At 66.8% G+C, this 11,146-nt stretch carries 13 protein-coding genes and 1 pseudogene; 2 read left to right on the top strand and 12 right to left on the bottom strand.

Annotated features, from left to right (window positions below; all coding sequences use genetic code 11):
• Positions 1 to 246: 246 nt before the first annotated feature.
• The 3 genes from H2037_RS17200 to H2037_RS17190 form a co-directional block, all read right to left on the bottom strand.
• Positions 247 to 1,731 carry a DHA2 family efflux MFS transporter permease subunit gene (locus H2037_RS17200; protein WP_292124373.1) on the bottom strand — a complete coding sequence of 495 codons (1,485 nt, stop codon included), beginning with the start codon at positions 1,729 to 1,731 and terminating at the stop codon, positions 247 to 249.
• 77 nt (positions 1,732 to 1,808) lie between these two features.
• Positions 1,809 to 2,921, bottom strand: a complete 1,113-nt coding sequence (locus tag H2037_RS17195; RefSeq protein ID WP_292124371.1) for an HlyD family efflux transporter periplasmic adaptor subunit — start codon at positions 2,919 to 2,921, stop codon at positions 1,809 to 1,811.
• Between the two features lie 28 nt (positions 2,922 to 2,949).
• Complete coding sequence (locus H2037_RS17190; RefSeq protein WP_292124369.1) at positions 2,950 to 4,377, bottom strand: efflux transporter outer membrane subunit; 1,428 nt, start codon at positions 4,375 to 4,377, stop codon at positions 2,950 to 2,952.
• A gap of 106 nt (positions 4,378 to 4,483) precedes the next feature.
• On the opposite strand from H2037_RS17190, the gene H2037_RS17185 reads away from it, so the two are divergent.
• Both H2037_RS17185 and H2037_RS17180 read left to right on the top strand, forming a co-directional pair.
• A complete protein-coding gene (locus tag H2037_RS17185; protein ID WP_292124367.1) occupies positions 4,484 to 5,119 on the top strand; it encodes a TetR/AcrR family transcriptional regulator in 636 nt (211 codons plus the stop codon).
• Between the two features lie 73 nt (positions 5,120 to 5,192).
• Entirely contained in the window at positions 5,193 to 5,789 is a 597-nt protein-coding gene (locus tag H2037_RS17180) for a TetR/AcrR family transcriptional regulator (RefSeq protein WP_292124365.1), read from the top strand.
• Positions 5,790 to 5,864: 75 nt separating this feature from the next.
• Here the strand turns inward: H2037_RS17180 and H2037_RS17175 are convergent, their stop codons facing one another.
• The 9 genes and pseudogenes from H2037_RS17175 to H2037_RS17135 form a co-directional block, all read right to left on the bottom strand.
• Entirely contained in the window at positions 5,865 to 6,125 is a 261-nt protein-coding gene (locus H2037_RS17175) for a hypothetical protein (RefSeq protein WP_292124363.1), read from the bottom strand.
• Positions 6,126 to 6,299: 174 nt separating this feature from the next.
• Entirely contained in the window at positions 6,300 to 6,650 is a 351-nt protein-coding gene (locus tag H2037_RS17170) for a hypothetical protein (protein ID WP_292124361.1), read from the bottom strand.
• 100 nt (positions 6,651 to 6,750) lie between these two features.
• Positions 6,751 to 7,005, bottom strand: coding sequence for a hypothetical protein (locus H2037_RS17165; RefSeq protein ID WP_292124359.1), 255 nt, complete (start codon positions 7,003 to 7,005; stop codon positions 6,751 to 6,753).
• A gap of 163 nt (positions 7,006 to 7,168) precedes the next feature.
• A pseudogene (locus tag H2037_RS17455) lies at positions 7,169 to 7,225 on the bottom strand (hypothetical protein); the annotation flags it as partial.
• A 269-nt stretch (positions 7,226 to 7,494) separates the two neighbouring features.
• Positions 7,495 to 9,585 carry a glycoside hydrolase family 65 protein gene (locus H2037_RS17155; protein ID WP_292124355.1) on the bottom strand — a complete coding sequence of 697 codons (2,091 nt, stop codon included), beginning with the start codon at positions 9,583 to 9,585 and terminating at the stop codon, positions 7,495 to 7,497.
• Positions 9,572 to 10,174 carry an isochorismatase family cysteine hydrolase gene (locus H2037_RS17150; RefSeq protein ID WP_292124354.1) on the bottom strand — a complete coding sequence of 201 codons (603 nt, stop codon included), beginning with the start codon at positions 10,172 to 10,174 and terminating at the stop codon, positions 9,572 to 9,574. Before H2037_RS17150 ends, H2037_RS17155 begins: the two co-directional genes overlap by 14 nt.
• A gap of 5 nt (positions 10,175 to 10,179) precedes the next feature.
• Complete coding sequence (locus H2037_RS17145) at positions 10,180 to 10,449, bottom strand: hypothetical protein (protein ID WP_292124352.1); 270 nt, start codon at positions 10,447 to 10,449, stop codon at positions 10,180 to 10,182.
• Entirely contained in the window at positions 10,446 to 10,658 is a 213-nt protein-coding gene (locus H2037_RS17140) for a hypothetical protein (protein ID WP_292124375.1), read from the bottom strand. The genes H2037_RS17145 and H2037_RS17140 overlap by 4 nt, the downstream gene beginning before the upstream one ends.
• A gap of 128 nt (positions 10,659 to 10,786) precedes the next feature.
• On the bottom strand, positions 10,787 to 11,146 hold a 360-nt coding region (locus H2037_RS17135; protein ID WP_292124350.1), incomplete at its 5' end, for a phosphatase PAP2 family protein.

Raw genomic sequence — 11,146 nt, 5'->3', positions numbered from 1 at the left:
GGGCGGAGGGGGCTTCTCCCCGGGGGGAGGACGTAACGAACCGAACGTCGGTTCGCATCTGGAAGGTTCCCCGGGACGCCGGCTGTTTTAATCGGGCGGCTCGGAAGAACGAATAAATGAACTGTACAGTTAATATAGAAGCGGTTGTCGGGCGCGTCAATCGGAAAATGAACCATTCGGTACAGAAAAGATGAACCGGTTGGATCCTGCGGGCGAGCACTGGGCTCGCCCGCAGATTCCGTTCCGTCAGTGGGCGCCGCTCGTGTCGATCGGCCCCTTGGGCTTCGGCACCAGCCAGATCAGCGTGGCGGCGAATGCCAGGCAGAGCGCGATGATGGCGAACATGTTGAGCGTGGCCAACATGACGCTCTGTCCCTCCACCACGCCGGTGAGCATCTGGACAGCCGAGGCGTGAGGCGTGCCTTGCGCCACGGCCCCGTCGATCACCGCCTGGCCATTGGTCATCGCCCCGGCCAGTTCGTTCTGGTTCCGGCGGGTGGCGTCCGACCAGCCCGTAAGGACCAGGGAGGTCGCGAAGGCGCCGGCGAGCGTCCGCATGAAGTTGGAGATGCCCGCGGCGTTCGCCGCCTCGTGCGGCTCGCAACTGGCCATGGCCAGACCCGTGACCGGGACGAAGAACATGACCATGAAGATGCCGGTCAGAAGTGTCGGCCCGGCCATCTGCAGGAAGGTCACATCGGGTGTGAAGCCCATCCGCCAGACCACCATCAGGCCCAGTCCGACGATCCCGAGGCAGACAACGAGCCGGGGATCGTACTTCTCCACCGCCTTGCCCACCAGGGGCGCACAGACGACGGCGAGAATGCCCATGATGCCCGTGGCGTAGCCGGCCCAGGTGGCGGTGTACCCCATGTTCGACTGGAGCCACATCGGGAGGAGGACAATGGTGGCGAAGAAGGCTCCGAACCCGACCGCATAGGTCGTCGCTGCGGCCGCGAAGCCCCGGTGCCTGAAGATGCGCAGATCGACGATCGGGTTCTTTTCCGTGAGCTCCCAGATGACGAAGGCGACGAAGCCGATAGCCGCGATCACGCCAAGCGCCACGATCTCATGAGAGTTGAACCAGTCGTGGTTGCGACCCTCGTCGAGCATGATCTGCAGGGAGGCGACCCAGACCACCAGCAGCCCCAGACCGACCTTGTCGATCGTGGCCTTGGCCGTGGGATCGGGTTGCCCGCGTAGCAGATTGAGCAGGACGAGACCGCCCAGCACCGCCACCGGCACCTTGATGAAGAAGATCCACTGCCAACCGATCGTATCGCAGATTATGCCGCCCAGGATCGGACCCGCCACAGGGCCGATCAGGGTGGTCATCGCCCAGATCACGGTCGCCAGCGTAGCCTTCTCCTTTGGAAAGATCTTCAGAAGCAGCATCTGGGAGAGCGGCATGATTGGGCCCCCAAACAGGCCCAGAAGGACGCGCCCGCCGATCAGCAGTCCCATCGAACTCGCGAGACCGCAAAGCAAGGATAGGACGGCGAAGGCGAGATAGCAGAAGATGAACACCTTCTGCCCGCCGAAACGCATGGTCAGCCAGCCTGTCAAAGGCACGGTGATCGCCTCGGCGACCGCATAGCCGGTGATGACCCAGGTTCCCTGTGAGGCGGAGACGCCCAGGGAACCGGAAATCGTCGACACGGAAACGTTGGCGATTGTGGTGTCGAGCACCACCAGGAAATTGCCCAGGCCTATGAAAAGAGCGGCAAGCAATAGCTTGCCACCGGTGAGGGGCCCGGCCGGGAAAGCGGCCGGCCGGGCGAGTGTCGCCGCCGTCATGACGTCCCCCTCTATTCAGAGACGTCGATGGTGGCCTTCATGGAAAGGCCGACCTTCAGGGGATGAGCTTGCAGTTCGCTGGGGTCCAGCGAAACGCGGACGGGCAGGCGTTGCACCACCTTGATCCAGTTGCCGGTGGCGTTCTGCGCCGGCACGACGGCGAAGGCCGAGCCCGTGCCGCCCGAGAAGCCGACGACCTGGCCGTGATAAACGACCTTGGAGCCGTAGAGATCGCTTTCCAGCTCGACCTTTTGGCCGACCCGGACGTTCTTGAGCTGACCCTCCTTGAAGTTGGCGTTCACATAGGCCTGCTGGACGGGCACCACGGTCATCAGCGGGCTGCCGGCCTGAACCATCTCGCCGACCTGAACGGTGCGTTTCGCGACGATCCCGTCGACCGGAGCGCGGACCACGGTCCGCTCCAGGGCGACGCGCGCCAGGTCCACGCGGGTCCGCGCCGCCCTGACTTCAGGATGTTCTTCAACGGCGACGCCGGTGATCAGCACATTGTTGGCTTGGCGCGAGCCCTCGGCCGCGCGCAGGTTCGCCTCGGCCTGTTGAACCGCCGCCTGAGCGGACTGCAACGCCGTCCGCACGGTTTGCAGGTCCTCGCCGGAGACGGCGCCGCTGGCGGCCAGGGGCTGACGCCGCTGGTATTCGGCGGTGGCGCGCGCCAGATCGGCCTTGGCCCGCGTCAGATCCGCCCGACGGGCGTCCACCTGGCCGGCCAGGGCGCCGTCGGTCGCCTGAAGACCGCGCACCGAGCGCTCGATCTGATCCAGCGAGGACAGGGCTTGGGCGAGTTCCAGACGGCGGTCGACGTCGTCGAGGATGACGAGCACGTCACCCTTTTTCACAGCCTGGGTTTCACGCACCTTGACCTCGGCCACCGGGCCGGAGGTAAGCGCGGTCACCTGGGCCGTTTCGGCGTCGACATAGGCGTTGTCGGTCGAAACATGCTTGCCGGCGAACATGGCTTCATAGGCGAAGAATCCGCCGCCGCCGAGCACCAGGGCGCCGGCGAAACCGGCGAACAGCTTCTTGCGTGCGCCGTTGGCCGAACCGGCGGGAGACGACTTGGCGCCCGGGATGACGTCCAGCTCTTCGGGATTGGGAGTGTGCATTGGGTTTGTTCCTGGATGTGAGTGTGGATCAGGCGCGGTAGCCGCCGCCCAGGGCCCGGATGAGGGCCACGTCGAGGCTGAAGGCGCGGGTTTCGAGGTCGGCGACCGCGCGGCGGCTTGCGATCAGGGAATCCTCCGCCGAGAGGACGTCGAGATAGGTCCCAAGCCCCTGGACGTAGCGGCTCTTGGTCAGGTCGTAGGCGCGCTGCGAGGCGGTGAGCGCTTCGCGGCTCTTGCCCAGGCGTTCGTCCAGCGCTCGCGCGCTGACGGCGCTGTCGGCCACTTCCTTGAAGGCGCGCGCGACGGTTCCGTCGTAGGTGGCCACCGCGGCGTCATAGTTCGCACGCGCGCCACGATAGGCGCCCTCGAGCCGGCCGCCGCTGAAGATCGGCAGGCTGACCGCGGGACCCACGCTGCCGAAGGTCGAGTTCGACTCCGCCAGCGAATCCAGGCCGAGCGATTGGAGACCGACGACCCCCATGAGGTTCACGTTCGGATAGAAGTCGGCTTTCGCGACATCGATGCGCTTGGCCGCGGCCTCGGCTGAAAGTCGCGCGGCCTGGACGTCCGGACGGCGGCCGATCAGGTCGAGCTGGAGGTTCTGGGGAAGACCGAAGGCCCGGATCGCTCCCGGCGCGGGGCGCTGGAGCGACAGAGTGCGATCAGGCCCTTGGCCCAGCAGGGCGGCGATCCCGTTCCGGGTAAGGCCGATAGCCTCGTCGAGCGCAGCCAGGGCGGCCTCGGCGGCGGCGCGGCCGGCGTGGGCGCGCTCAAGAGCAGCCTGGGTTTCCAGACCTTGCTCGACCCGTTGTCGGATAAGCGCTTCGCTGGCGGCGCGGACCCGCACGGCCTCAACGGTCGCGTCGTGCGCGGCGTAGAGCTGAGCGAGGTCGGCGTAGGTCCCCGCCACCGCGGTCGCGAGAACGATCCGGGCTGCGGCGGCCTCGGCCCGGGCGGCCTCGGCCCCGGACGTCGCCGCAGCCAGAGCGGCGCGGTTCCGGCCGAAGAAGTCGAGCTGCCAGGAGACGTTCAGGCCGACCTGGCCGGTGTCGTTCCAGTCCTGCGGGACGAAGTCCTTGGGGACGCCCATGTTGTAGCTCTGTCTGGCCTCGCCGACCGTTCCGGTCGCGCCGACCGAAGGACGAAGAGCCGAGCCGACCTGCTGGGCGGCGGCTTGCGCCATGCGTACACGGGCCTGCGCCTGGGCGAGATCCGGTGAACCGGCCAGCGCCTCGTCGATCAGGGCCGAGAGCTGGGCGTCGCCATAGGCGTCCCACCACCGATCGGAGGGCCACTCGGTCGTGGCCGCCGCGAAGCTCTGGCTGGCCGCGTAGGTGGAGGCGTCCTTGATCTGCGGCGCTGAGCCGAGATTCGGGACGGATGCGCAGGCTGAAGCCGACACGCCGGCCAGCATTAGCGCAGTCAATGGTTTGAAGCGTAGGGGAAAAATCATCATCGAAGGTCTTTCATGAACCGTACGGACTGGTTATATGCGGACTTCATAGAGGCCGTCAACGGTTTTTTGTACTCAACAGTTCAGATATGGAGCGAAACGCGTCGCCATGCGGATAAAGACAGACAAGCGACGGAGGGCTATCGTGAGCGCCGCGTGGGAGGCGTTTAAAATCAACGGGTTCGAACGAACGAGCATGGCCGACATTTCGGGACGCGTCGGCGGTTCCAAGGCCACCCTGTACAGCTACTTCTCCTCGAAGGAGGAGTTGTTCGCCGCCGCCGTGGCTCAAGCCATCAAGGAGCGGGCCGATAAAGTCCTGAGCCGGATGGAGGGAGGAGGCGACCTGGCCGATCGGCTCGCCGCCTTCGCTCGCGACTATCTGGAGACGCGTCTCGCGCCGGAGATGATTGATGCCGATCGGGTCATGATCTCCGAGGCGGACAGGCCGGCCCTGAATATGAAGCTCAGGACGGAATTCATCCTGCCTGAATGGCGAAGACTGGCTGCGGCGATCTCCCATGAGATGGACGCCGGCAATTTACGACAGGCCGACCCCTATCCCGTCGCCATGCATTTCCGCGGTCTGATCGAGGGCGACCTTGTGGAACGGCGGCTGCATGGCGAACCGGAAATCGCCGCGGAGGAAGTGGACGCCGCGATCGTCTTCGGCGCCGAGGCGTTTCTGCGGGCCTATTCGATCAACGACAAAACCTCGGCCCCCGCGCCGGAAACTCAAAAATAAACTGTACCTACCGGTTGAGCGCTCCCGGGAGGTCGCTATGCAGGGGCAGACCTGACAGCGGGAGAGCGCCTGGATGCGAGTAAAAACCGACACGCGGCGAAAAGCGATCGTGGATGCGGCCTGGGAGGTGTTCAAGGCCAGCGGCTTTGAACGAACCTCCATGTCCGACATCTCCACGCGGGTGGGCGGCTCCAAGGCCACCCTCTACAGCTATTTCAAGTCGAAGGACGAACTGTTCGCGGCGGCGATGGAACAGGCGGTCCGCGACCGGCTGGGCGACGCCTTCGACCAGGCCGAAGCATCCGGCGACGTGGGAGAACGGCTCCTTGGCTTCGCGAGGACCTATATGGACATGCGCCTCGCCACCGACATGATCGCGGCGGACCGCGTCCTCATCGCCCAGGCGGATCAATCGGACCTTGGACTGGTCCTTCTGCGCCGGTTCGTGGTCCCGGAGTGGGAGAAGCTCGCGGCGATGCTGGAGCGAAAAATGGAGGCCGGAGTTCTGCGTCAGGCTCGCCCCTACCTCGCCGCCATGCATTTCCGGGGGCTGATCGAGGGCGATCTGCTGGAGCGCCGGCTGCACGGCGACGACACCATCACGCCCCAGGACGTGGACATCGCCATCGTGAGCGGCGTGGACGCCTTTCTGAGAGCCTACCTGACCTGACGATCCCGTTAGGTTCGGAGCGACGCTGCGATCGCAAGGGACCTGTTTACGCCCGTCGGGCAGGCGAATCGCGCGTCACGAGCGAGCCGTCGTGTTTCGAAGTCTACGGGCTTCCGAGGGTGCGGCGGCCATAAGTGCGAGGAGCATGAGGCCGAGCATCCAGCGGACTTCGACATTGGTCCGCAGCAGCAGCTGTGGCGCGATCAGGGCCATCACATGGGTCAAGACCGTGACGAGTTGAGCGGCGGACGCCATGATCAGCCACCAGCGGTCGAACCGGACCGTCAGCCAGAAGAGCGCCAGCAAGGTCGCGCCGTCCACGGCCGCAACGCCCACGCGCCATCCTGAAAGCTCGATCGGCGTGACGATCTGCGTCGCGATGAAGGCGACGCAGACTGTTCCGGCGGCAAGTCTTTCCGGCCGCAGACCACGGGCCGCACACCAGCCAACGCTCGCGGCCGTCAGGACCCAGTAGGCCAGGATTTGGGCGGCGAGCGTCAGGGTCTCGGCTCAGGATACGGCCGTGAGATGGCGGCCGGTCGTGGCCTCGCGGATCGGGCGATCGTCGTCCGGCTTGGTTTCGGGGCCGGCGAGGCGCCAGTTGATCCGCATCTGTTCGGCGTCCGCCTTCATCTGGTGATGCGCCGCGACGACGGCGCCGCGCGCGGCGCCGACCGTGTTCATGGCCTGAAGTATATTCGCCAGGGCGTCCTGGCCGATCACGGCGGAGATTTTCTGGTCAACGCGTCCGGCCGTCATGCTGGAGACCAGCAGGGCGGCTTCCGAAAGCGCCAGATCGAGGGCGTGTTCTGTCGAATAGAGGCGGCGGGCCAGATCCTGACCGAAGTCGGAACGGTTCATGAGAGACTCCTGAGGTCCAATGAGGTGGCCTACTGGAGCAGCGTGTGGACGGAGACGAGCACGGCCAACATCACCACCAGCAGGAAGGCGGCGATGAGAACTAGGCCGAGCCGAGGCAGGAGGCCGCGAGGGGGGACCGCTGGGATGTGAAGGCCGAACGACTGTGGGCGATCGCTCCCAGGGCCAAAACCTCCCGCAACAGGTCTGTCGTCGACAGGCTCCGGGCGCTCTCCCGGGTCGTGTTCAGGATATGCAGCACCGCGTCGAGATGAGGTCCCTCGCTGGCCATTTCCTGGAGCACCGTCTCCAGTTCGTCCCAGTTCCACTGGGGAAGATCGGGTTTGTGTAAGATCATTTTCGGCTCCGTTTGCGGGAGCAGAAGGCGCGATTTCGCCAGGCAGGACGATCAGGGAAAAACCCTCTCCATATCCAGTATGGAGACAGCCGGCCCGGCGGAGCAGCTGGACGGCGGCGCGGCTGCTCGTCACGTCCAGTTTCCGTCTCGCGCTGGCCAGATGCGACTCTACGGTGGTCGTCGCCAGGGCGAGGTGTTCGGCGATCTGACCGGCCTGCATATGGTCCGCCACGCCTTCCAGGCAGCGTCGCTCCTGACGGGTCAGGCGGGCGGCGACGATCCTGTCGATATCACTGGCCATGCGCGGGAAGCGTCAGAGAGACGCGGGGCGGTGTTGGCGGAGTTTTGAGGCTGCAGAAGATAAGGACATGGCCATGCTGGAAAAGTTTTAAGCTTAAGCATCATAGACATCCGATCTGCAATTGCAGCCGAAAAACATCGTTCTACGTATCGCCTCTGCCGGCACGGAACAAGGCGGCCTTCTGTACCTCAGTCAAACGCGATCTGGGCACGCTCCGCCCCGTGATCCGCCCTTAGCGAGGCGGCCCGGCCCTGGAGCCAGACCCGCTCGACCGTGACGGCCTCCCAGCCTTCGGGCAGGACTACCGGCCGGGCGGGCCACCCGGCCGGATCGCCCCGTGGGCTCAGGCCGGTGAAGCCGAATATCAGACCCAGCAGCATGCCGCCCAGGTTGGCGAAGAAGGGACCCGCCGCCGTCTCGCTGTCGGGGTGGTCTGGACGGTATTCGAGGCACTGGTGGAAGCGATCTGCGTCATAGGCGGCGTAGCCTTCCTCGAACAGTTTCAGCGCCAGGGCCCGGTCGCCGGCCATGGCCGCCCAGACCCCGTAGAGCGCCGGAAACATCGGCGCGCCCACATAGGCCTTCCAGTGGGACAGGTAGAAGTCGAGCGTGCGGCGCGTCACGGCGTCGTCCGCGCGATAGTCGCCGGGGAACAGGCCCGCCAGCGGAGAGGGGGTGGCGCCCTTCGGCTCGTCGACGCGGAAGTCGTCATGGGCGGCGATGACCCGATCCGATCGGATGGGCAGGTACAGGTTGTCGCGCACCCGACGCCAGGCTTCGGGCGGCGTCCGATCCAGCGCCTCGGCCGCGGCGATCGCCCGGCCCAGAACATCGTGGGCCAGCATCAGGGTGAAGGCGTCATTGTCCGGCGGCTCGGGAACCTCCGCGGGACCGGTGGCGCGTTTCAGCTCGTAGCCTCGCTGAGATTTCGTCAGACGGCTGACGATCCAGTCGGCAACGCCGCACAGCACCGGCCAGGCGTCTTCACTCAGGAAGGCCTCCTCGCCGGTCGCGTCGGCGAACAGGGCGAAGGCGCGGGCGACATGCAGCGAGCCGTGATCCTCGTGCGCAGCCGACGATCCGCCGCCGGGCGTCGCCTCCTGGCCGCTCAGGGGCGCCGCCTCCCACGGAAACTGAAGGCCCCTGCGCCCCGACAGCCGGGCGTTGGCGTTGGCCGCCGCCAGCCCTCGCGTGCGAAACCCCAGCAAGGCCCGCGCCGCCTCGGGCTGGCAAAGCGTCAGGACCGGCGTGCAGAAGGCGTCGATGTCCCACATCACGTGGCCGAAGTAGTAGGTGTAGTCGTGCCAGGTCGCGAGCCCGAAGATGGATGTGGCGGCCGGCGATCCCGCATGGACGGAACTGTTCAGATAGAAGAAGGCGGCGTCGATCAGGGCCTGATGGTCCGGCCGGGCGCCCACGGCCACGACACGCCCGCGCCACAGTTCTCGCCAGGTCTCGCGGTTGCGGGCGCGAAGGACGTCGAAGCCGGTCTGGGCCGCGCGGGCGATGCGCCGCACGGCCTCCTCGTCGGGACGGTCATGGACGATCGAAGAGATCAAGGCCGCCATCTGCTGAAGCCGCACGCCCCGCTTTCCGACGACGCCCAGATCATGGGTGGTGCGCAGCGGCCCGGTGGCGTCCCAGGCCGCCACGTCGCGCTCGGCCTCCGGCGTGGTTCGGGTCCAGAGGGCGAGGCCGCAGGTCGACAGGTCGCCCTCGGTCGACCACAGGATCGAGCCGTCGCAGGCGGGTTCGGGTTCGCCCGGCGTATCGGTGCGACGGCGCGCGACCCGTCCGCGAAGATCGCCGACGGCGACCTCGGCCCGTATCTGCACCTGACACGGCGCCTCGGGCCGGACGTCCAGAGCCTGCAAGACCACGGCGGGAGCGGTGCGGCTGGCGAAGGTGACGGTTTCGAACGCGACCTCGACGCCCCCGATCCGGGCGCGCCAGCGGGTGGTTAGTTCGGCGGTGGCGAAATCATAGGCCTGGCTCAGGTCCGTCACGCACCAGGGCTGGTCCGACAGCCAGACCCCGTTGATCCGGACGTCGCCGGCAAGGGGATAGGGCACGGGCGCCGCCGCCTCGATCCGCCGCTCCGGGTGTTCGCCGGCCACGCCGTTCACCAGCGCCATGCCCGGCGCCAGCGTCATCTCCCGCACTCGCAGGCCGATCAGGCCGTTGGAGACATAGGCAGGCAGGGCCCCGTCGCGCGGGCCTTTCGCTTCGGGGGGACTGATGGGCCGCCAGTCCGGCGTCTCGGTCTTAGCGCCAGGCATCCAGCACCTCCGCGCTCTCGGCCGTCTCGACCTGCTGGCCGTAGCGACGGTGGTAGAGGTCCAGGATGCTGTCGTGGGACTCGTCGGTCGATCCGCACAGGGCGTCGGTCACGACCACGATACGATAGCCCAGGTCGACCGCGCCGAGGACCGAGGCCAGGACGCATACATCCGTCTCTCCGCCCGTAACGACCAGGGTGTCGACGCCGCTGCGCCGCAGGACGGTGTCCCAACCGGTCCCCACCCAGGGTGAATACACATGCTTGTCCAACAGTCGCGCCGGCGGCGTGAACCGTTGCAGGGGAAGAGCCAGATCGACCATGTCGGCGCCCAGGACCTCCAGGGTCATATTGGACCACCGCTCCCAATAACCGCGCCAGGTCCCACGCCCCAGGCCGGGGCGGGCCGCCGGAATGAAGCGGCTGAAACAGGTGCGTTCGGCCTTGGCCTCACACAGGCGGACGATGATCGGCAACACCCGCTCGGCCCAGGGCAGGCGCCATTCCGTGTCCTCGACGAACATCCGCTGCATGTCGACGCACAGATGCACCGCCGTCTCGGGAATGGCGTCTCGCAAGCCCTGACCCATAGGCGTCAGGTCCTGTTTTGGGAGACCGCGACGGCGTTTCCATCTCCGTCGCGGCCGTTTCGGACGTTTTCGTCCGCGTTCGGAGACGAGGGTTCGACCTCCTCTGGCGACGGAGTGGTCTGGGTGTCGGCGTGGTGTTCGATCCGACCGCTCTCGACCTCGGCGCGGGAAAACACCTCCTCCTGACCAGCCTCCAGCAGTTGGTCCTCGGGGCCTCCCAATCCGCCCTGCAACAGGCCGGAGGCGTCGGCGTCCTTGTCGGGGTTCTTGCTCATACGATCCGGTCCTGGTGGGTCTGCGTCCCCGCCGGCGGCGCGTCGGTCTCTTGGTAGGGATCGTCGGTCTCAATGATCCCCAGGATGGTCTCGCCTTGCTTGAGAAGAGGCGCGGCGGCGTCGCCTGCCTGGATATCGGTCTTGGACGGGACCTTCACCTCCCGGCTCGGTCCGTTCTCGTCTCCGATGGAAACACGATAGATGCGCATGGTCACTCGGCGGCTCCCTGTCGGTCCTGTGACCGCTCAACCCCCGGGCCTAACCTGTGGTTCCTGTGTCTGAATTCGAGCGCAGGTAGCGTCCGGGGCGGCGTGGAGCCGCCCCAAGCCGCGCACCTCTATCGCCCGGCCCGGCGCGCCTCATCCAGTTCGCGGGCGGCGACGGCGAAGTCGGCCTGGAAAGCCGGATCGGCTTTCAGGGCCGCGACCATGGCCGCGCCGACGATGCGGCCCGCCTCGACGTCGCTGGGGTAATGGACGCCGCAGATCACCCGGCTTTCGCCATAGGCCAGACCGCGCGCCAGTACGGCGTCAGCGCGGTCCGGCGCCATCTCCGCCAGAACCAGCGCCCAGGCCCAGCCGAGGGCGGCATGGCCCGACGGATAGGAGCCGCTGGCCGCCAGCCAGGGCTCCGGCGCGATACAGGTCTCGGCCGGTTCGGTCACGAAGGGGCGGGGGCGGGTGAAGCCGCGCTTGGC

It is taken from the genome of Brevundimonas sp., from assembly GCF_013912065.1.
In the GTDB taxonomy this organism is placed as follows: Bacteria; Pseudomonadota; Alphaproteobacteria; order Caulobacterales; family Caulobacteraceae; genus Brevundimonas.
The sequence above is the reverse complement of the archived record's forward strand: the minus strand, read 5'-3'. Positions and strand labels throughout refer to the sequence as shown.

What these genes read in the sequence shown, in the direction of transcription:
- H2037_RS17195 (WP_292124371.1), bottom strand. Translation starts at nt 2,921, where the DNA reads ATGCACACTCCCAATCCCGAAGAGCTGGACGTCATCCCGGGCGCCAAG.
- H2037_RS17190 (WP_292124369.1), bottom strand. Translation starts at nt 4,377, where the DNA reads ATGATGATTTTTCCCCTACGCTTCAAACCATTGACTGCGCTAATGCTG.
- H2037_RS17185 (WP_292124367.1), top strand. Translation starts at nt 4,484, where the DNA reads ATGCGGATAAAGACAGACAAGCGACGGAGGGCTATCGTGAGCGCCGCG.
- H2037_RS17180 (WP_292124365.1), top strand. Translation starts at nt 5,193, where the DNA reads ATGCGAGTAAAAACCGACACGCGGCGAAAAGCGATCGTGGATGCGGCC.
- H2037_RS17170 (WP_292124361.1), bottom strand. Translation starts at nt 6,650, where the DNA reads ATGAACCGTTCCGACTTCGGTCAGGATCTGGCCCGCCGCCTCTATTCG.
- H2037_RS17165 (WP_292124359.1), bottom strand. Translation starts at nt 7,005, where the DNA reads ATGATCTTACACAAACCCGATCTTCCCCAGTGGAACTGGGACGAACTG.
- H2037_RS17155 (WP_292124355.1), bottom strand. Translation starts at nt 9,585, where the DNA reads ATGCCTGGCGCTAAGACCGAGACGCCGGACTGGCGGCCCATCAGTCCC.
- H2037_RS17150 (WP_292124354.1), bottom strand. Translation starts at nt 10,174, where the DNA reads ATGGGTCAGGGCTTGCGAGACGCCATTCCCGAGACGGCGGTGCATCTG.
- H2037_RS17145 (WP_292124352.1), bottom strand. Translation starts at nt 10,449, where the DNA reads ATGAGCAAGAACCCCGACAAGGACGCCGACGCCTCCGGCCTGTTGCAG.
- H2037_RS17140 (WP_292124375.1), bottom strand. Translation starts at nt 10,658, where the DNA reads ATGCGCATCTATCGTGTTTCCATCGGAGACGAGAACGGACCGAGCCGG.